General features: G+C 47.6%; 13 protein-coding genes and 5 pseudogenes. 8 read left to right on the forward strand and 10 right to left on the reverse strand.

Going from position 1 to position 20,325, the window contains the following annotated elements:
• Positions 1–58: 58 nt before the first annotated feature.
• The 7 genes and pseudogenes from DWY57_RS00590 to DWY57_RS00620 form a co-directional block, all read right to left on the reverse strand.
• Positions 59–1,987, reverse strand: coding sequence for an alpha-L-arabinofuranosidase C-terminal domain-containing protein (locus tag DWY57_RS00590; RefSeq protein WP_119961179.1), 1,929 nt, complete (start codon positions 1,985–1,987; stop codon positions 59–61).
• A 77-nt stretch (positions 1,988–2,064) separates the two neighbouring features.
• Positions 2,065–4,071 (reverse strand): glycoside hydrolase family 127 protein, encoded by a 2,007-nt coding sequence (locus tag DWY57_RS00595; RefSeq protein WP_119961180.1) that lies wholly within the window; start codon positions 4,069–4,071, stop codon positions 2,065–2,067.
• A gap of 257 nt (positions 4,072–4,328) precedes the next feature.
• Positions 4,329–4,559, reverse strand: a pseudogene (locus DWY57_RS00600) (hypothetical protein); the annotation flags it as partial.
• Between the two features lie 225 nt (positions 4,560–4,784).
• Positions 4,785–5,147, reverse strand: a pseudogene (locus tag DWY57_RS00605) (glycoside hydrolase family 97 C-terminal domain-containing protein); the annotation flags it as partial.
• A 1-nt stretch (position 5,148) separates the two neighbouring features.
• Positions 5,149–5,397, reverse strand: a pseudogene (locus tag DWY57_RS00610) (glycoside hydrolase); the annotation flags it as partial.
• A gap of 155 nt (positions 5,398–5,552) precedes the next feature.
• Positions 5,553–5,738, reverse strand: a pseudogene (locus DWY57_RS00615) (glycoside hydrolase family 88 protein); the annotation flags it as partial.
• 114 nt (positions 5,739–5,852) lie between these two features.
• Positions 5,853–6,466, reverse strand: a pseudogene (locus tag DWY57_RS00620) (DUF2264 domain-containing protein); the annotation flags it as partial.
• A gap of 505 nt (positions 6,467–6,971) precedes the next feature.
• On the opposite strand from DWY57_RS00620, the gene hemW reads away from it, so the two are divergent.
• From hemW to DWY57_RS00650, 6 genes are all read left to right on the forward strand, one after another.
• A complete protein-coding gene (gene hemW / locus DWY57_RS00625; protein ID WP_119961181.1) occupies positions 6,972–8,102 on the forward strand; it encodes a radical SAM family heme chaperone HemW in 1,131 nt (376 codons plus the stop codon).
• Between the two features lie 20 nt (positions 8,103–8,122).
• Positions 8,123–8,668 (forward strand): RNA polymerase sigma-70 factor, encoded by a 546-nt coding sequence (locus DWY57_RS00630; RefSeq protein WP_009037909.1) that lies wholly within the window; start codon positions 8,123–8,125, stop codon positions 8,666–8,668.
• A gap of 286 nt (positions 8,669–8,954) precedes the next feature.
• Entirely contained in the window at positions 8,955–9,473 is a 519-nt protein-coding gene (locus DWY57_RS00635) for a DUF4974 domain-containing protein (RefSeq protein ID WP_119961182.1), read from the forward strand.
• 2 nt (positions 9,474–9,475) lie between these two features.
• A complete protein-coding gene (locus tag DWY57_RS00640; protein ID WP_243634622.1) occupies positions 9,476–12,214 on the forward strand; it encodes a TonB-dependent receptor in 2,739 nt (912 codons plus the stop codon).
• Positions 12,215–12,229: 15 nt separating this feature from the next.
• Entirely contained in the window at positions 12,230–13,372 is a 1,143-nt protein-coding gene (locus tag DWY57_RS00645; RefSeq protein ID WP_117600856.1) for a DUF4249 domain-containing protein, read from the forward strand.
• A 290-nt stretch (positions 13,373–13,662) separates the two neighbouring features.
• Positions 13,663–14,016 (forward strand): hypothetical protein, encoded by a 354-nt coding sequence (locus DWY57_RS00650; protein WP_057097580.1) that lies wholly within the window; start codon positions 13,663–13,665, stop codon positions 14,014–14,016.
• A 138-nt stretch (positions 14,017–14,154) separates the two neighbouring features.
• Here DWY57_RS00650 and DWY57_RS00655 read toward each other — a convergent pair whose 3' ends face one another.
• From DWY57_RS00655 to DWY57_RS00665, 3 genes are all read right to left on the reverse strand, one after another.
• Positions 14,155–14,907: a LytTR family DNA-binding domain-containing protein gene (locus DWY57_RS00655; RefSeq protein ID WP_117600855.1), complete on the reverse strand. Its 753-nt coding sequence runs from the start codon at positions 14,905–14,907 to the stop codon at positions 14,155–14,157.
• 132 nt (positions 14,908–15,039) lie between these two features.
• Positions 15,040–17,070: a histidine kinase gene (locus DWY57_RS00660; protein ID WP_119961183.1), complete on the reverse strand. Its 2,031-nt coding sequence runs from the start codon at positions 17,068–17,070 to the stop codon at positions 15,040–15,042.
• Between the two features lie 234 nt (positions 17,071–17,304).
• A complete protein-coding gene (locus DWY57_RS00665; protein WP_119961184.1) occupies positions 17,305–18,435 on the reverse strand; it encodes a DUF2027 domain-containing protein in 1,131 nt (376 codons plus the stop codon).
• Between the two features lie 127 nt (positions 18,436–18,562).
• Here DWY57_RS00665 and DWY57_RS00670 point away from each other — a divergent pair, with 127 nt between their 5' ends.
• Positions 18,563–19,792 carry an S-adenosylmethionine:tRNA ribosyltransferase-isomerase gene (locus tag DWY57_RS00670; RefSeq protein WP_117600853.1) on the forward strand — a complete coding sequence of 410 codons (1,230 nt, stop codon included), beginning with the start codon at positions 18,563–18,565 and terminating at the stop codon, positions 19,790–19,792.
• A gap of 5 nt (positions 19,793–19,797) precedes the next feature.
• On the forward strand, positions 19,798–20,301 hold the full coding sequence (locus DWY57_RS00675) for an NUDIX domain-containing protein (protein ID WP_098032152.1): 504 nt from the start codon (positions 19,798–19,800) through the stop codon (positions 20,299–20,301).
• Positions 20,302–20,325 lie beyond the last annotated feature (24 nt).

Below are 20,325 nucleotides of genomic sequence, written 5' to 3' on the forward strand. Positions count from 1 at the left end.
GGAAAGGGGAGGGAAAACTAACTGTATGCCATCTCCCTCCACCTTTCGGAAAGGGATGTCAATGCAGGCGGTAGACGCTGAATGAACGGGGCTGCAGCTCCAAGTCGAGGGATTGCGCGCCGACTTGCACCGGGCGGATACGGGGAACGAGAGCTTCTTGTTCCAAGGTATTCACCGTACGCCAGTCACAGTTCTGCAGATACGTGCACGAACCGCCGATGAGTTGGCGTTTCCTCAAACCGTTGAAGTTAACTTGCACTTGGGCCGGGGTACTGCCTGCGTTGACCAGCTTCAGAATAATTTCTCCCGTAGGGGCATCAAGGGAGGCCGTAGCATAGAGGCTGTCTTGCCCAGCCACCGGCTTGCCGTCCATCTGCAGACGGAGAACGTCGGTACCGGCATTCATTCCATACATCTGCTGGACGTAATAGTTCGGGGTGCGCATCATGCGGAGGTTGTCGAACCAGATAAGGTCCGGATTCCACTGCCAGGCATCCACATGGGCAAAGAGCGGGGCGTAGGTGGCAAGGTGCACCACGTCGGCGTTGCGCTCCAGCCCGGTCATGAAGGCTGCTTCGGAGAGGGCGGCAAGGAAATTGTTGGTCTTGCCCGTGGGGTGGTCGTGGGAGGCATACTCGCCGGCAAAGACTTTGGGGCCGCGGCGGTCGTAGCTGTCATAGCGGGCGGCATTGGCAAAGAACCAGTCGGGGGCCATGTAGTAGTGCTCGTCCACCAGGTCCACACCGATGCGTTTCATCTCGGGCCAGAGGTAGTCGAACTTGTCACCATCGGCGTTGGGGCCGGAGGAGCCAACAATCTTGATGTCGGGATAGTGGGCGCGGATGGCTTTGGTAAAGACTTCCAGACGCTCGGTATAGACCTTATCCCACTGTTCGTTACCGATGCCAATCATTTTGAGGTGGAACGGCTCCGGATGTCCCATCTCGGCACGCAGCTTTCCCCAGGTGGAAGTAGCGGGGCCATTGGCGAATTCGATAAGGTCGAGGGCATCCTGCACGTAGAGGTCGAGCTCGTCGAGGGGCACCACTTCGTTGCTCTCGTACTGGCAGGAGAGGCCGCAACTGAGAACGGGAAGCGGTTCGGCTCCGAGATCCTCACTCAGCAGGAAGTATTCGTAGTAGCCCAGACCCAGACTTTGGAAATAGTCGGGGAAAGCCTTGTGCTTGAAGGTGTAGTTCCAGCGGTTCTCATTCAGCGGACGGTTCTCCACCGGGCCCACGGAGTTCTTCCACTGGTAGCGGGTGGCAAGGGTGTTGCCCTCGATGATGCAGCCGCCGGGGAAGCGGAAGACGCCGGGGTTGAGGTCATAGAGCGCTTGGGCGAGGTCGGCACGCAGACCGTTCTCTCGGTTCTTCCAGGTCTTGACGGGGAAGAGCGAGATGTGGTCCATGTCCACCGTACCCTCCGTCAGCAACACCACGCGCAGACGCGAGTGGGCATCGGTGAAGGGGGAGCGGAGGAGGACGGTCTGCTTCTGCCAGCTGTTGCCGCTGATTTCGATTTCCTTGGTCAACAGATTCTCGCCGCGGGAGTTCAGCAACTCAACGGAGAGCTTCATGGGGCGAGCATCGGGAGTGCGGGCATAGGCAGTGAAACGGTATTCCTCGCCTTGCTTGAGGCCGATGCCACGGAAACCTTCGTTGTCGAGCCCGGCACGCAGCCGACGGCCGTCGTTGACGATGCGCACGTAGTGGGGATTGCGGTCGAAGCAGGGCTCGGCGTCCTGCACCGTGACGTTGCCAAAGGGTACCCAGCCAACGAAGGGCTGCGGGAACTCGAAGGAGCGGTTCTTCACCAGTTCAGCGTAGAGTCCGCCGTCGGCACCGAAGTTGATGTCTTCGAAGAAGATGCCGTACATCGTGGGCTGTATCTTGGCTGTCGGCCGGGATACGTTAACGGTCATTACATGTTGTGCCTGCGCACCCAAGGCGCAAGACAATAAAAGGGTGGTAATCAGTTGTTTCATATAAGTAATGTCAAATGTTATAGTAATACGGAAACAGTTTACAAAAATAATAAAATCTTTAGATACAGATACATAGTTTATTCCTGCAGTTCTGCCGAAGCGGCTCCCACTTCTATCGGCAGCCACACTTCCATCCGGCCTTCACCACGATGCGCCCAAGCATAATAAGGAATCAACGTCAACTTCACATCCTTCGCGGCAAGGCGGCCCGTGGCGTCATAGCTCAAGGCTTGCGCACGGGTGGTAATTTCGTTGATACCGCCCAGCAGGTCGGGGTGCTCCACCACTTGGAACTTCGGATGCCGGTTCAGCAGCAGGGTGGAGATATCGAAATCATTGTCCGGCCACTCGGCGCAATACACCAGCGGACCACACTCTATGGCCACACGGCCACGGTCGGCGGCAACCTTGTCATTGGCCTTCACCACACGCGGCTGCATATCAAAATAAATTTCCACTACATCTCCTTTCTTCCAGCGGCGGTCGATGCTGAGGTAACCCTTCTGCAGTGCTCCCTTCACCTCCTGACCGTTGACAGACACGCGGTAGGCAAGCTCCTCTCCGTCGGCATACGAATACAAGCCACCCGGTAGCACACTTCCGCGTACCCAGCCCGGAATACGGACATTCATGACGAACGGCTGGTTGCCCTTTGCCACTGTCAAGCGGATATCACCGTTCCAGGGATAAGAGGTTTCCTGCTCCAGCACCACATTCTTCCCGTTCACCTTCAGCTTGGCCCGGTTGGAGAGGAACAGATTGACATACACCTTGTCATCCTTCACCGCATAGACATAGCCCGGCAGCGAAGGGATGAAGCGGCTGATGTTGCTGGGGCAGCAGGCGCAACCGAACCACGGCTGGCGCGTAATCGTGTGGTCGGCATTGAAACGGTACTTCCCGTCGCAAGCCAGCGGATTGGGATAGAAGAACCGTCCGCCGTCCAGCGAAACACCGGAAATCAGACCGTTGTAGAGCGTACGTTCCAGCACGTCAAAGTATTTGGCATCACCGTGCAGCAGGAACAGACGGTAGTTGGTATAAACATTGCCGATGGCGGCGCACGTCTCGTTATAGGCCGTCAGGTTGGGCAGTTCATAGTTGTCGCCGAAGGCTTCACCCTCATGGCGCGCACCGATGCCACCGGTAATGTATATCTTCTTGCCCACAATGTTCTCCCAAATGCGATCGATGGCACGGACATAAGAGCTGTCGCCCGTGATAGCGGCCACGTCAGCCATGCCCGAGTACATGTAGCCTGCGCGCACGGCATGTCCCACAGCCTCATCCTGCTCCAGCACGGGCTTGTGCGACTGCAAATAGATATCCTTGCGCGCCGTAGTACCGCGTGCATCGAGGAAGAACTTGGCCTGGTCGAGGTATTTCTTATCGCCCGTCACCATATAGAGGCGCACCAATGCCATTTCAGCAATCTGGTGTCCGGGAATCACACGCTTCTGTCCGGGACCTTCGCCGATATTCTTGCATACACAATCGGCATAACGGATGGCTATATCCAGAAAATTCCGCTTGCCAGTAGCTTGGTAATAGGCCACAGCCCCTTCCACCATGTGTCCCAGATTATAGAACTCGTGGCTCAGATTCTCCACCTCCGACCAGCGCTCCGGCCCCGACCAGTTGTGCGGATGTTTCGGGTTCATCGTGCGGGCCGTATAGAGGTATCCGTCCGGCTCTTGGGCAGCGGCAACGATGACGAGCACGCTGTCGATATATTTTTCCAGTTTCTTGTCCGGGTAAGTCTGCAAGGAATAGCTTGCCCCTTCAATCGTCTTATAGACATCCGTATCATCGAAGGAAAAGCCCTCCACCTTATATTCGTCACTGGGATGAGCCGCTTTCACAAAGTTCTCATAGCGTCCCGTCTCCTCGCATTTGCCGAAAGCCAGCGGAATGGTTACCTCACGGTTTGCCTTCAAGCGTTGTCCCCAGAAACTGTCGGTCACCTTGACCGAAGTGAAAGGCACCGGGTCGATGGGATAACCCGAATGCAAAGACTGCTGCTTTTGTGCCGATGCATTGCCGGCTATGGCTGCAACAAATGCCAATGTCAATAATTGCTTCATATCTTTTAAGGTATTGAGTTATTATGTTTTCAGGCACGGAATTACACGGATTTTTTAATTTCAACACAGAGCCACAAAAGCACAGAATTTCTAATCTCTAATCCTTAATCCTTTATCCTTACTTTCCCTAATAGTCCTGATTGTGAATCATCCAACCCGGGTCCACGTAATAGTGTTCGTCTACCATGGGCACACCCAGTTCCTCCTCCCCACACGGTGCGGCGCGCATCGCCATTGGCATACTCTATCAGATCCAGCCCCCAGGGACCGAAGTCGGAGTTGACAAAGGAGTTGCCGTCTGCCACACTGAACCATCGGTTGCCATCGGGACTCCAGGCTAGTTTCAAACCGCCACTGCCGTCGGCATGGGAGTAGGAAAAGAGGTAGACTGAATCGGGTTCATTCGCCACTCCGTTCATCACAGCCCACAAAGGAACAGTCAGTGTCAAGAACAGACACAAGGACAATAATTTCAAGAATCTATTCATGGTATTAAGTAGGTATTAATCATTTACATTTAGTTCGATAGTCACAATCAGCCGTATTCTGAATGCCATTCAGTCGTATAGTGAATAGGGTTCAGTCGTATAGTGAATGCCATTCAGTATACGGCTGAATTAGGCCAATTATAGACACTTGATAATCAAATATTTAAAAAATAAGTAATCCGTCATAATATATCATTACAAAACAAGGGTTGCTCCATGCCTTCTTTATTTCACGATTACCGCCCCTCCCTGCGGCCGAACCGTGAGTTGCAGAGAACCATCAGTCTTTATCTTCTGCAGCTTTAATTGAGGCTGCATCTTCTTGTCATCACTATACAGAGATACCTCTTGTCCTGCCAGCATAAGAAGGTCAAGTTTCAGTTTCAGAGGTTCCGTCGTTGCATTGACAGCGGCTATGTACCACGTGTTGCCATGACAACGGGCAAGAACAATATGTCTCCCTGGATAGCCGTCAATGAAACGGGTCTCGTCCCAAGTAGTGGGCACTTGTTTCATAAAGTCGAGGCAGATTTGCGGAGCATCCGTCAGGTTATTGGGCGCCAAAGCAAAGTTCTGAATGGGGTTTTGTATAGAAAGTCTTGCCATCCTCGCAACGGAAGATATGCGGGTCGCGGACTCCCCTGGTGGAGCTGATGACTTTTGAATCGATTACCGGTTCATTATCATTTAATGCCCAGTAGGTATAACCGTCCATGCTTACAGCATAGCGGACAGCTTCTTCATCGCCACTATTCCCAGTGAAATAAGCTACATAATCTTTTTGGGGAAAGGATTTTTGCCAGGAATATCCCGGAAGTGCAAACAACGACAATAGCATTGCCGCCAAAAGCATCCGGAAAGTGTTTTTCATCCGTACAATCATAATCTTTTTATATTAAACCTTTTAACGGGTGTAAAATTAACACTATATACATTATAATACAAAGAAAGTGTATATGTTGTGTAACATATACACTTATTTACTCTCTCAAATCAGTCGGCATTCAAAAAACGCACCATCTCACAAGCTGCCAGCAGAAATACCCCTACCCCAAAGTTAGCAGTAGAGTGGGCATCAACCACTTGTCCGTGAATGGCTTTCTCGCCAATCGGCTGTACATACCCTATGCGACCATCGGGCTGCAAGGCTACAGTAGTCAGATAATTCCACGCCTTTTTCTAGGTCCATGCCTGCGGAGCATCTGTCCAGAACGGATGGTCAGCGGACAAGCCCAGGGGCAAGGCACCTACATACCACTCTTCCACCTTGCGCAGAGCGGAGACAATACGCTAAGCCTCACTCTTAGCCCCAGCCTTGCGCAGGAAGCATTCTACCGTAGACGAGAACAGCAGCCAGTTGGTATAAGGAGGGTTCACACGGCGCAACCGGGTGAACTCTTCAATGTAACGCCGTTTAGTCAAACTATCCAGAGGCACCCACAAAGCATCGTATCCTCGCAGGAAGCTTTCAGCAACATAAGCGGCATCGACCAGCAGCTGCCCCTCTTTCCACCAAAGCAGGTAATCCTGGCTTTCAGGGTCTACCGCCTGCGCATAACTTTTCAATGCCCACTCGCGAAGTTGCCTGCGCTGTTTGCCTTCGGCAGTGTCATCGTCCGGCAAAGAGAACCAGGGCGCCAACCCCGCCATCAAACGGCCGAAGCATTCCATATAGGTCACCCGTTTGTCGCGTCCATCCCAAGTGGGGCTAAGCTCCACCTGCATATTTTCCTGGAGCTTCCCTTCACTCATATTGCTTAGTCCGGAGCAGCCATTTGATACAACACCCCGACCCAAAGTTCGCGGTCTGTCACTTCCTTCTCTTTTTTCTTCTTGGCAGCCATTTCCTGAACGGGCAGCAATAAAACTGCCACCAGCAGCAGCCATAAGTAGTTACTTTTTCTCATGATATTATTTAAGTTTGTTTTTCAATACTGCAAATTACCCCATTCCCGGTAATTTCGGGGGCACTATTGTTTCAAAAAGGGGTAAATATCGGTCATTAGTGCCCCAGAAACTCAGAAATCACAAGAAAAAAGCCCAAGATTAAATCATTCCACGACGGAAATGACTAAAGTATTTACCGTTATATTTGTTTCTGCATGAACTGCACCAGTACAAAGGCAATACAATAAGCTATAATCTGTTCAAACCAAAAGTCAAGTCCTTCAAACATATTACCCATTATTTTAATAGACACCTATTCCTTTTTCTGATAACAAAGAAAAGGAATTTATTCGGAATAATGAATTTCCATACAACTCAAAAAATGTTCTATTTTTCCGGATTACAGACAAAACTAAGAATACACACCAAGACACTGACTCCTTCCATATTACATTAAATGTCCCGAAAACCGATATATTCTCCTGCCAAAAGACTATTTTTGCAATAAATATCCATAAGCATACCATGGCAGGCATCTATATTCATATACCTTTTTGCAAGACACGCTGTATCTATTGCGATTTCTATTCCACCACTCGCAGCGAATTGAAGCTGCAGTACATCCATGCCTTGTGCACTGAACTGAAAACCCGCAAGGGTTATCTGAAGGAAGAACCGATAGAGACCATCTACTTTGGCGGAGGAACTCCCTCACAGCTCGCCCACGAAGATTTCGAGCAGATATTCCGGACTATCAAAGAGGTGTATGGAACAGAACATGCCGAAGAAATTACCCTCGAGGCCAATCCCGACGACCTGACGGAAGAATATGTGTCCATGCTGCGTACCCTCCCCTTCAACCGCATAAGCATGGGAATACAGACATTCGACGACCCCACCCTGAAACTGTTGAACCGCCGGCATAATGCCACGCAAGCCATCGCAGCCGTACACCGCCTCCGCCAAGCCGGCTTCCGGAATATCAGCATCGACCTTATCTATGGACTGCCGGATGAAACAGACCAACGGTGGGAATGCGACCTGCAACAAGCCGTCGGCCTTGATGTGGAGCATATCTCCGCTTATCATCTGACTTACGAAAAAGGCACCCGCATCTACGAAATGCTGCAAAGCCACCGCATCAGCGAAGTAGATGAAGAGAGTAGCCTGCGCTTCTTCTCGGCGCTCATGGACACCCTGAGAGCCGCGGGGTATGAGCATTATGAAATATCCAACTTCTGCAAGCCCGGCATGTACTCACGCCACAACACCGCTTACTGGAAAGGCATTCCGTATTTGGGCTGCGGCCCTTCCGCCCACTCCTTCAATGCGGAGACAAGGGAATGGAACACAGCTTCTCTGGAAAGATACATAAAGTCCATTGAAGAGGGACAGCGTTCCTCCGAAACAGAAATCCTGGATAAAGTGACCCGTTACAATGAATACATCATGACTTCCCTGCGTACCATGTGGGGAGTCTCCCTGACATATACGGAAGAAGCCTTCGGCACGGAATTATGCCAATATTGCATGAAAATAGCGGCTCCATACCTCCAAAGCCACAAACTGGAGATGCAGGCAGACCGCCTGCGCCTGACCCGGGAAGGCATCTTTGTTTCGGACGGCATAATAAGCGACCTGATGTTCATTGATTAACAGCAAAACCGGGAGACTGCATGACCGAACAAGAAGTCAGACGCTACTTGCGCCAAATGAAGGAAGAAGACTCGGAACGGGCTTTTCACAGTTTCTACAATCTGTGCTACGACCGTTTGTTCCGTATTGCCTGCTATTTCGTGAAGTACGAAGAGTGGGCGCAAGAAATTGTGCTCGACGTCTTCATGAAGCTTTGGGAACAACGCGCCCGGTTGCCGGAAGTGAACAACATAGAGGATTACTGCTTTATCCTTACCAAAAACGCCTCCCTCAATTACCTGGAAAAAGAGAACCGGCACCCTACACTTTCGTCCGAACAGCTTCCCGAACTTTCAGACCAAGCCGATTCCCCCGAAGACACTCTTATCAGCGAAGAACTGTTTGCCCGATATGTCAAGGCGCTCGACCGCCTGCCGGAGCGTTGCCGTGAAGTATTCATCCGCCTGCGCGAAGAAAAACAAAGCTATGCACAAGTGGCGGAGGAGCTAAACATCAGCACAAAGACAGTAGACGCGCAACTGCAAAAAGCACTCACAAGACTCAAGGAAGCATTGCTGACGGAGTGAACTCTGCTTCATCTTCCTTGCAAGAAGCCGCGTATGCATGTATGAGATGTACATCTCGAGCTGCATGAGATACACATCTCGCACAACATGAGATGCACATCTTGAGCACACCTTCCCTATTGATTGAAACAGAGAAACAAGGAAGTCATACGTAGGCAGGACGGACTTTCACGGACAAAGAGCTTTAGATTAACATTATTTCAGGATATAGGCATAGGGAATTTCTGAAAAGCAGCTGTCTTTACATGCAGAAAAGGAGCCATAGGCTCTTAATAAATTGCCAAAAATGAAAGTGAATAACGAGAATTTCGACAAAGTACTGAACAGACTGGTTGCTTCTACCCGTTCCCCACGAGGACGCTTTACGGCAGAAAACAGCTGGAAGCTGTTGGAAAGCCGTTTGCTAAAGCGCCGCAGCATGAAGCGGTTCTGGATGCGTACAGCCAGTGCCGCAGCCGTAGTCCTGCTCTGTGTAACGAGCTGGGCAGCCTATCAGTTCTTATACGTAGCACCACAACGGGAAGCCATTCCCACAGAAGCCATACATACTACCGAGGAAACCCAAGTAATCCATAGCGTACTGACATTCAATCAGCAACCCTTGCAGGAAATCGTCCGTCAACTTTCCGAAACGTTCCGTACCGATATACGTATCGAAGGAGACAGCCTGAAGAACTATCATATGACAGCTACCTTCCGCGAAGGGGAGAGTCTTACAGAAATCCTCGACCTACTGAAGGACGCCGGTAACTTTACCTATAAAAAAGAAAACAACACCATTATCCTTACTACTAAACTTAACTGACAATGACCAGCTCTACTATCTGTTCACACCACCGCATCAGAACCGTACTTCTGATGTGTGTGGTTCTTTTAAGCTCCTCACTCCATGCACCAGCACAAAACAAGGAAACACGTATAAACCTGAATATCCGTAACGCAACTTTAGAGAGTTTCGTGAAGCAACTGGAAAATGCAACCGGATTCTCCTTCATCTATGGGGAAGAAGTAAAGCTCACGCACCGCATCACACTGGAGATGAAACAAAAGAACATCAGTGAGATATTGCAACGTGCCTTTGAAAACGAACCCATCACGTTCGAAATATCCGGAAAGCACATTCTACTCCATAAGCGGCCCGTGCCGCAGAAACCCGTTAGCCGTAAGTTCACCATCAGCGGATACGTGACCGACGGAGCGTCTTCCGAGACGCTGATTGGTGCCAATATCCTTGAGAGTCGTCGTTCCACAGGTACTGCCACCAATCCTTTCGGTTTCTATTCCCTCACCTTGCCGGAAGGGGAAACGGAACTGGTTTTCTCCTACCTGGGCTACGAAAGCCGGCATAGCCGGTTCGAACTGACGAAAGACACCTTACTCAACGTCAGGCTGGACAGCAATAACCAGCTGGCAGAGGTCGTGGTACTCTCGGACAAGCGGGAAGCCGGCATAGAAAGCACAGCCATGGGAGCGCATGAGATACCGATGACACAAATCAGGCATACCCCGTCCATATTGGGAGAAGCCGACCTGCTGAAGACCATTCAGCTGATGCCGGGTGTGCAAGCCGGCATGGAAGGTTTTGCAGGCATGTATGTGCGAGGGGGAGGTCCCGACCAAAACCTGGTTATGCTGGACGGAATTCCAGTTTACAACGCAGACCACCTGCTGGGAGTATTCTCCATCTTTACGCCCGAAGCGGTAAAGAACACCACACTCTTCAAAAGTTCTTTTCCTGCCCGCTACGGCGGGCGTCTTTCGTCTATAGTGGATGTACGGACCAACGACGGAGACATGCATAAATACCACGGCGCATTCAGCATAGGCCTGCTGACGGACAAACTTCATATCGAAGGCCCTATCTGGAAAGAACGGACCTCCTTCAGTTTCAGCGCACGAGCCATCCCCACCCTATTCTTCAAAAATCTCATTGTAGACAAAGACGACACCTATTCCGACAAATACAACTACTATTTTTACGACGTCAATGCAAAGGTCAACCATAAGTTCAGCGACCGTAGCCGCATCTTCCTCAGTTTCTACAAGGGGAAAGACCACTATCATTATGACAGTTACTACCACGGTGACAATTACGACAAGAGCATTAAGAATTATTCCAAGGACAACAGCCATCTGAATTGGGGAAACACCATCGCCTACGGCCGCTGGAACTATGTATTCAACAGCAAGCTGTTTTGCAACACCACCGTCTCATACAACAAATATGAGATGGGGCTGGACGGAAACATGGAAGATACCTATACTGTCGCCAATAAAGTACAAGACAGATACTATTACTCCTCCAAGTTCAACTCCGGTATCCGTGACTGGAGTGCGCGTATGGACTTTGACTACACCCCCATACCACAGCACCACATCAAGTTCGGTGCAGAGTACATCCACCATACGTTCCGTCCGGGAATAGCTACCTCGAAAATACAAGATATAGATAATGGCGCCCTCCAGGAAGATACGGTTTACAATACCAGCAACAGCCATGCCATGCGCGGACAAGAAATCTCCCTTTACGCCGAAGACAATTTCAATGTAAACACCAGGCTCAGTCTGAATGCAGGTGTACGCACATCGCTGTTCCACACACAAGGGAAAAGCTACTATTCGCTGCAGCCCCGTCTTTCCGCCCGCTATGACCTCGGACAAGGATATTCTGCCAAAGCATCCTATACGTGCATGGCACAGTATGTGCATCTGCTGTCCTCTACTCCGCTGTCTATGCCTACCGACCTCTGGGTACCCATTACCAAAGACATCAGTCCGATGTATGCCAACCAGTTCTCCATAGGAGGCTACTATTCCGGACTGCCGGGTTGGGAGTTCTCCGTCGAGGGATATTATAAACAGATGAAACACATACTTGAATATCAAGACGGTGTATCCTTCTTCGGCACCTCTACCAACTGGGAGGAAAAAGTAGAAACGGGCGAAGGCCGCTCCTTCGGTCTGGAACTGATGGCACAGAAAACATTGGGTAAGACTACCGGCTGGCTGGCATATACCCTATCCAAGACCGATCACCGTTTTAAGAACGGTACCATCAACCAAGGCCGATGGTTCCCCTACAAATATGACCGCCGCCACAGCATCAGCCTCAATCTCAGCCATAAGTTCAGTGACCGCATTGATGCAGGAGCTTCCTGGATATTCAATACCGGTGGATGTATCACTATCCCCGAAAAGGCAACAATCATCATCAAACCCGATGGCTCTATTGAGGAAACCGGCTACATCTCCCGGCGTAACAATTACCGCCTTCCCGCCAGCCATCGTTTGAATCTCGGCGTCAACTTCAACAAGAAGACCAAACATGGTATTCGTACCTGGAATATCAGTATCTACAATGCATACAATGCCATGAATCCGAATATCGTTTACAGCAAATACCAAAATAGATACAACGTATACTACGATGATTTCTACGAAAGTATTTATCATGGAAATACCGGACAGAAGAAAGCTCAAACTGTCATCAAGAAAATAACAATACTGCCTTGTATTCCTTCTGTTACCTATACTTATAGATTTTAAAAACAAATCCGGCATATGAAAACAAAAATGAAATTACACCTTATTATATATATAACTATTGTAAGCTTCCTAACAGCCTGCGAAAACGAAATTCCTTACAATCCCGGACAACAAGATCCGCAAATCATCATGAACGCCTTGCTCGAAACCGGACAAGCTGAGAATGATGTCTATCTCCACTTAGGCGAGGGCTATAGCATTGAACATTTGAACGAAGCAACTCTTTCCCTCTACATCAATGGCAAAATAGCAGAAACTCCGAAAGCGGTTTCCCCGGAAGAAATTTATGGGCATCTGGAAGGAGAACTTGATAAGGACGTTTATGAATCATTACTGAAAAGTATACGTTTCAAGAAATATCGTCTGACCAGCACACTGCATCCCGGTGACAACATACGTCTGGAAGCCACTGCCGAAAACGGAAAATACCATGCCAGTGCCGAAGTCACCGTGCCACAACCGATAGAGAGCCTGCACGTGGATACTTGCCTGGCCTACCTGCGCGAGTACAGCGGGAAAACCCTTTACCGCCAATACAAAATTACATTGCAAGACCGCCCCAACGAGAAGAACTACTACCGGCTGGACATTTGGAATGACCGTAGTTACTATTGCAAATGGAAAGAATATCTGGAGGATGAAAACGGCAGCCTCATCAAAGTGGAAGACGAGGACGGCTCTTGGCATTGGGCCTCCATACCTAGAGACACTACCATCCTTGCTCCCCGGCAGAACGAAATCATCAACCGGGAAGATGTTATACTGACTGACGGCCACCCCAGCAACTATGATGATGAAGAAAATGAATTGTTTCCCACCATCAATAACAAATACAACATATTCAATGATAACACTTTCCGTAACTCTTATGCCACATTGAAAGTATACACCCCTCTCTACCAAGATTATTATCCGATAGAGGGACACTACTACGACCATATATCCCGCAAACAAACCATCACCGTACGGTTGCTTAGCATCACTGAAGCCGAATACCGCTATCTAAAAGCCTTAAACTGCCTGGATGATGGGGATTACGACGATGCTTTAATGGAACCTATCAGTCTGCCTTGCAACGTCATAGGCGGATTAGGCTTTGTGGGAGTCTGCTCTGAAAGCAGAGTAATCATAGAATTACCCGAAACTATTTGGCAATAACATTTTGACTAATAAAAATCCTTTTATCCATTACTACAAATATAAATTCAGTTAGTCCACATTACATTCGTATTACAAAAAGTATCTAAACAAAGCATTTTCACACTATAAAATTGATTTAAGTCAAGAAATGAAGGTATAAACTACACTTTTTCCCTTATTCATTTTTGTGTTATAAAACATATACCTACATTTGCATAGATAAAAGAAAAAGCTAAGCGCTTAGAGAGTTTTCAATAGGTATTAGATTGAAATTAGTTTTTAGGAATAACAATTAAAAAGTAGGTATTATGAAACGTTTAGGATTAACATTAGTGGCAGCAGTCTGCCTGACTGCTACAACATTTGCAGCAGAAAACCAGCCTACAACTGCAAAATGGGAAGGTAACATCAACATAACAAAGTTGAGCAAGTATTTGAATCTGGATTCCAACCAGCATGAAGAAGTGGCAAACATCTGCGAATATTTTACAGAACAGATGGAACGCGCTACAAATTCCAAGAAGAATCAGGAGAAGTTACTCCGTAATGCAGTTTATGGTAATCTGAAGTTGATGAAAAAGACTCTGAATGAAAAGCAGTATGCCGATTATGCCAGAGTATTAAATGTCACACTGCAGAACAAAGGTATCGAAGTGAAATAAGCTTCGCTTCTGATGAATACGAAAATTGTATTTGATAAATAAAAAGGCATTGGACTTTAAAGGTTCAATGCCTTTTCTTTACGTCAACGCCACCAAAGTCTGCGGCGTCAACTCCCTAACCAAATAATTCTTATCACTTTACAAGCAGAATCTGTCTTGCAGTTCTTTCTTATACTTTCTGGAAACCAGCAGTTCCGTCACTTTGTCAAATGGTGGATAAAGCATACATTTGCTATCCTTTATAATCATCAGATAATCAATATTGATAATATATGATTGATGTATCTGCACGAAACTGGATGAATATTGAGTAATCTGCTCAGCAGTCATTCCGCGACGCAGCACCAATGGCGGCTGGTTGTTTAGTATCACCTCCCACTGCTTACGCTCGGAGCAATAGCGAAAAAAACCGATTTCAGCCGGACGCAATGCACGCATATCATTGGTTGGCGTAAATACGATAAATGTCTGTCCGGCATGCAACGGCGCACCAATGGGATATGACATTCTCTGCCCAGCTTCTGCCTGCTCTACAAAACGTGCAAGAATATCCCGAAACTCCTGCTCTTCAAAAGGTTTCAACAGATAGTCGAACGCAGCCTCCCGGATAGCCTGAACCATATACTTATCATAAGCCGTATAGAAAACAATCCGCATGTTCCATGAAACACTGCCACGTATTTCCTGCAGTAGTTCCATTCCTGTCATATCCGGCATTTCCACATCCAAGAACAACAAATCCGGCTGTACCTTGGCAATGAGTTTTTTCCCTTGCTTGCCATTACGGGCAGTTCCCTTCAAAGAAAAGCGTGCATCCTTTCCCAATTCAAAACTCAGATTCTCAAGAGCCACCTCATCGTCGTCAACTATTGCAACCTTATATTTATCCATGTTTCTTTTATGTTTTTCTTTTCGCGAATATATACATAATCCTGCTCCCATACAAAGCAACAAGAAGCCATTTACGGACTATTTATCCGTAAATATGCCTATCCTTGCAAAAAACGAGATTAAACGGTTCTTTTAAATCCTGTAATCGTAGTTGTCTGGCAACCAGAAAGTCACCTCACATCCCATCTCACCACTCTGTAGAGAGACATTGTGCACTGAAACATCAATGGCCTCCTTATTCTTATTGTTGAGAATCTGAATGGTCTGCATAATGACTTTCATTCCCGTCCCCGTGCCCCGGTTCCGACTGTCTGGACGATAACCGCCACCATTATCCGTTATCTTTATACAGATACCGTTTCCCCGGCGACAGACCGAAACCCAAAGATTACGTTCACCTTCCTTCTCGCGCAACGCATGCTTCACTGCATTTTCAACCGGAATTTGAATCATCATAGACGGAATCCTTATTTGCTCCGGCTGCACATCCTTTTCTATCTTCAGTTCCGAATGAAAATCCGGACCTAAAGAACGGCGTTCCAGATTAATATATGTTTTCACAAAATCCAGCTCCTCTGCCAAGGTTACACACAGTTGTTCCGCCAATTCCAGATTGCGACGCATCAGTTTTACCAGCGACGAAAGCTCTTGCTTTTCTTCTACATTCCGCTCCGCCATCTCCCAGTTCAGCACATTGAAGATGAAATGAGGGGACAAGCGGTTACGGATATTCTCCAGACGAAGTGTAGAGACTGTGCGATGATTCCGTGCAAGCAACAAAGCACGTTTCTTTTTGCTGTACAGATAAAGAAAAACCGCCGTCAATATAGATACAACAGCTACAGCAAACACGACAAACTGTGTCTGCCTCAGCACCAGCACCTCGTTTTTCTGCTCCTGAAGCAAAACCCGATGTGCCATCAAGGTAGAATCCTGCTGATAACGCAAAGTCAAGTCTGCCGTACGCATCCGGACACGCTCATTCCTGATAGAATCATCAAGCAGGTTGTTCCTCTGCAGATAGTGATAAGCCCTCTTGTAGTTGCCGGTTTCCTCGTAAAACTGCTGAAGGTATTTATTACGGATATGTACCATATCAGGGTCGATGCCCGGAGGAACTACACTCTCGGACAATAAACGGCGTGCTTCTTGAAAGTCTTTCTGAAGCAGGGCTAATTCTATTTTCTGCGTATCGATATAATATAGTGCAGTACTCACCCCCATTTCCTCAAAAAAAGGTTGGCATTCATTTATATATTTAACAGCCAAATCAACCATATTCAGTTGAAGATAACAGTCTCCTAAATTCAACCTCCCCAGATTAAGTTCAAAACTCATATCATCATATCCTTCGACTAAATCAATAACCTTTTGGAAATATTTTATCGCTGTCTGGTAATCCTCCCTATAATAGTAAGAAGTCCCTCTATTATTCAAATAAATATATTTTTCATAAGGCAGCATATTGTCATAGCTTTCCCCTGCAAGATTGTAATAGTAATCACACTGTTCAAAATCACGCATGGTAACATATACTTGTGCCAAACCATAATAAATGGGAGGTTTCTTGGTAGAAGCCATATGCAAAGAGTCGCACATCAACAAAGCTCTCCTATACCAAGCTGCCCCTATATCCAATTTTCCTAAACGGTTATTCGCATCAGCAAGATTCATCAAAATATCCGGCACCACTTCAATCCTAGTCCCTCTCATCCGTAATTCATAAGCCTTCCGGAAGCAAATTTCGGCAGAATCCATATTCCCAACGCGTGCAAAGATATTTCCCTTCATATTGAAACATTCAGACTCCAAATCTGCCATTTGAGAAGAACTATGCTGCCTTTCAATAAAGTCATGTATCTGCTGGATTACGATTTGCGCCGAATCAAGCTGTGAAGTAATCAAATATGTTTTCAGTGTCATTGCCAGATAATTATATTTGACCAAGCTATCCTTTGCCTCTTCCATCTTTTGAAGAGCCTTCAACCTCACCTTTCGGGGCACAATGGCCACAGAGTCTCCATTTATACGGGAAAAATCCTCAAAAGCTCTCATCTCTGTGTATACGTCCTCTTCATCTCCGGGCGCACAAGCCCCTAGAAACACAAGCCCTAATATCCAATAAATGTAAAATCGAATTCGCTTATCCATCCTCTCTCCCATGTTTCCCGTAATTAGATTATTTATTCAATACATCTACAAACTTAAAATATTTTTGCGAAATGCCGTCAAGTATAAGGCGTATTTCTCAGCCATAAAAGAGCATACGTTACCGCTTTATTAAAACGAAACAAAAAATCACATCATAGTACAATATTTAGCTAATAAGCCATCAAAAATAATGAATAGGGCATTCCAACGTTTGAACTGCCCTATTCACTATTCAAATACTTGATTTTATTTAATCGTCACCATCGTCGCCCCAAATCCGTACTCCTGGAACGAAGCATCCTGGTGGCGGCAATTGGAATATTTACGTTTCAACTCATCCAATAGCGCTTTACGAAGTACACCATCCCCCTTGCCATGAATAAAGACGATGCGTTGTTCGCGCTTTTTCTTGTATTGTTCCATCACTTCACGAAACTTGTCCAGTTGGTAATTCAATATTTCACTGTTGCTCATGCCGCAGGTGTCATCCAGCAACTCGCCGATATGCAGGTCAATCTCGACAATCCCATTCTTGCCCCCACGTTTGATGACCGTCTGCGGTTTGGATGGAGTATCTGCCGTTTTTTTCTGTATCAAAGCCTCCTTCAGTTCCTCTGCCGAAACATACACCTGCTTGGCAGGCTGGTCATTCCGGACAATATCATACACCAAGGCCGGTGTTTCAAAGAAAACCGTCTGCTGGAATGTATGCAGTTTATAGAACTTTACCATATCTATGCGGACTTCCACACTGACAGCCGGTTTCATTGTGAACGCACGGTTATCTTTGAATGCCACCAGCTGTACCATCACACGTTCACGGTCGTTCAACTCGGACTTTTCGAACTCCTCCAGCAGAAGTTTCGTATTCGGCTCTATCAAACCATGCGAACGGACTGTCCAGGACTTTCCTTCAGCACTCGAATAGGTATAATACATATAATAATTACTGTCGTTCACCAAATATGCCTCGAAAGGTGTAGTGCTGACAGCCTTGATATCCTCCGGAACAAAAGCCAGAAAAACATTCAGGATATCTCCGCCTTTCATCTCGGGCTGACGATAAACAGATATCTGCGGTTTCTCCAAACGGACCGTTTGAGGCTCTGAAACCTGAGACTCCATAGCAGACGGCCTTGCCGCAGTAGCAGTCGTACGCAATTGTTGCTCTTCTTCCCGCTTCTTCTTGGCAGCCGCTTTGGCTGCCGGAGTGGGGATATTATAATCATCGGTCTCTATCACCACACATTCGTTTATGGGCATCGGTATGTCAAAACCGTCGGCATCTTCCACCAACACGATGTTTTTCCCTTGAAATCCTGTCACAACACCACCCCCAACTTCGCTGAGGAAACGAACTTTATCTCCTATCTTCATAGTAACGTATCTTTTAGTTTGTCTTTTCCTACTTTCTTCCTGCAAAGTTAGGAATTATTTCCCTTATTCTTCAAATCTTCCCAAATATCCGTACCTTTGCAGCCGATATAATAAAGAGAAAGCCATCATGAAAGAAGACCCCAGACATATCAGAATCAGCGAATTCAACTACCCATTGCCTGACGAACGCATTGCAAAGTTCCCATTGTCCGTACGTGACCAGTCCAAACTGTTATTGTATCGCCACGGAGAAGTTTCAGAAGACAGATTCACTTCACTGCCGGAGTATCTGCCATCGGGAAGCCTGATGATATTCAACAATACCAAAGTCATCCAAGCACGCCTGCATTTCCGGAAAGAAACGGGAGCACTGATTGAAGTATTCTGCCTAGAACCTATACAGCCGAACGACTATGCCCTCAACTTCCAGCAAACCGAGCATACCGCTTGGCTCTGCATGGTCGGCAACCTGAAAAAATGGAAAGAAGGCATGCTAAGACGTGAGATGACCGTGAAAGGCAAACCACTCACCCTGACCGCCGAACGGGGCGAATGCCACGGAACCAGCCATTGGGTAAACTTCCGCTGGAATAATCCGGAAGTGACTTTTGCCGACATTCTCGAGGTCTTCGGTGAATTGCCCATCCCTCCCTACTTGAACCGGGAAACCCAGGAAAGTGACAAGGAGACTTACCAGACTGTCTATTCCAAAATCAAAGGTTCGGTGGCTGCCCCTACAGCGGGACTGCATTTCACCCCACGCGTATTGGACGCATTGCGCAATAAAGGAGTAGAATTGGAAGAACTGACACTCCATGTGGGAGCCGGAACCTTCAAACCGGTGAAAAGTGAAGAAATAGAAGGGCATGAAATGCATACGGAATACATCTCCGTCTCGCGCAACACATTGGAAAAACTCATAGCGCACGACGGCAAGGCAGTGGCCGTAGGGACAACTTCGGTGCGCACATTGGAAAGCCTTTATCACATCGGAGCCACCTTACTGAATAATCCCGAAGCCACGGAGGAAGACTTGCACGTCCACCAATGGCAACCTTATGAAATGTCTGCCAAGGCTGCCACCACCCCTGCAGTAAAAGCCCTGCAAGCCATTGTCGCCTATCTTGACAAGCATAGTATGGAGACTCTGCATACCAGCACTCAAATCATCATCGCCCCGGGATATGAATACAAAATCGTGAAGGCTATGGTGACTAATTTCCACCAACCGCAAAGCACCTTGCTGCTGCTCGTATCAGCTTTCGTACACGGCGACTGGCAGAAGATTTATAACTATGCACTGGCACATGATTTCCGCTTTCTGAGCTATGGAGATTCATCATTATTAATACCCTAAACACAATGAACCACGATAACAATCAAGAGATGTTCCCCCTTGTCGACGAACAAGGCAACATCATAGGTGCCGCCACCCGTGGCGAATGCCATAACGGTAGCAAACTGCTGCATCCGGTAATCCATCTTCATGTATTCAATTCCAAAGGTGAGCTGTATCTGCAGAAACGTCCCGAATGGAAAGACATACAACCGGGGAAGTGGGACACCTCCGTAGGCGGACACGTCGATTTAGGTGAAAGTGTAGAGATGGCGCTGAAACGCGAGGTACGCGAAGAACTCGGCATTACCGACTTTGTTCCCGAAACCGTCTTGCATTATGTCTTCGAGTCTGCCCGCGAAAAGGAACTGGTCTTCGTACACAAAACGGTCTACGACGGTGAAATACATCCCAGTGACGAGCTGGACGGAGGACGTTTCTGGAGCATTGATGAAATCAAAAAAAGCATAGGCAAGGAAGTCTTTACTCCAAACTTTGAAGAAGAGATAGAGAAAGTCATCGAATTGTAGCAGCAATAAATACTCCCTAAAAAA

It is taken from the genome of Bacteroides sp. AF25-5LB (assembly GCF_003602965.1).
Taxonomy (GTDB): domain Bacteria; phylum Bacteroidota; class Bacteroidia; order Bacteroidales; family Bacteroidaceae; genus Bacteroides; species Bacteroides uniformis.

What these genes read in the sequence shown, in the direction of transcription:
- DWY57_RS00590 (WP_119961179.1), bottom strand. Translation starts at nt 1,987, where the DNA reads ATGAAACAACTGATTACCACCCTTTTATTGTCTTGCGCCTTGGGTGCG.
- DWY57_RS00595 (WP_119961180.1), bottom strand. Translation starts at nt 4,071, where the DNA reads ATGAAGCAATTATTGACATTGGCATTTGTTGCAGCCATAGCCGGCAAT.
- hemW (WP_119961181.1), top strand. Translation starts at nt 6,972, where the DNA reads ATGGCAGGCATCTATATTCATATACCTTTTTGCAAGACACGCTGTATC.
- DWY57_RS00630 (WP_009037909.1), top strand. Translation starts at nt 8,123, where the DNA reads ATGACCGAACAAGAAGTCAGACGCTACTTGCGCCAAATGAAGGAAGAA.
- DWY57_RS00635 (WP_119961182.1), top strand. Translation starts at nt 8,955, where the DNA reads ATGAAAGTGAATAACGAGAATTTCGACAAAGTACTGAACAGACTGGTT.
- DWY57_RS00640 (WP_243634622.1), top strand. Translation starts at nt 9,476, where the DNA reads ATGACCAGCTCTACTATCTGTTCACACCACCGCATCAGAACCGTACTT.
- DWY57_RS00645 (WP_117600856.1), top strand. Translation starts at nt 12,230, where the DNA reads ATGAAAACAAAAATGAAATTACACCTTATTATATATATAACTATTGTA.
- DWY57_RS00650 (WP_057097580.1), top strand. Translation starts at nt 13,663, where the DNA reads ATGAAACGTTTAGGATTAACATTAGTGGCAGCAGTCTGCCTGACTGCT.
- DWY57_RS00655 (WP_117600855.1), bottom strand. Translation starts at nt 14,907, where the DNA reads ATGGATAAATATAAGGTTGCAATAGTTGACGACGATGAGGTGGCTCTT.
- DWY57_RS00660 (WP_119961183.1), bottom strand. Translation starts at nt 17,070, where the DNA reads ATGGGAGAGAGGATGGATAAGCGAATTCGATTTTACATTTATTGGATA.
- DWY57_RS00665 (WP_119961184.1), bottom strand. Translation starts at nt 18,435, where the DNA reads ATGAAGATAGGAGATAAAGTTCGTTTCCTCAGCGAAGTTGGGGGTGGT.
- DWY57_RS00670 (WP_117600853.1), top strand. Translation starts at nt 18,563, where the DNA reads ATGAAAGAAGACCCCAGACATATCAGAATCAGCGAATTCAACTACCCA.
- DWY57_RS00675 (WP_098032152.1), top strand. Translation starts at nt 19,798, where the DNA reads ATGAACCACGATAACAATCAAGAGATGTTCCCCCTTGTCGACGAACAA.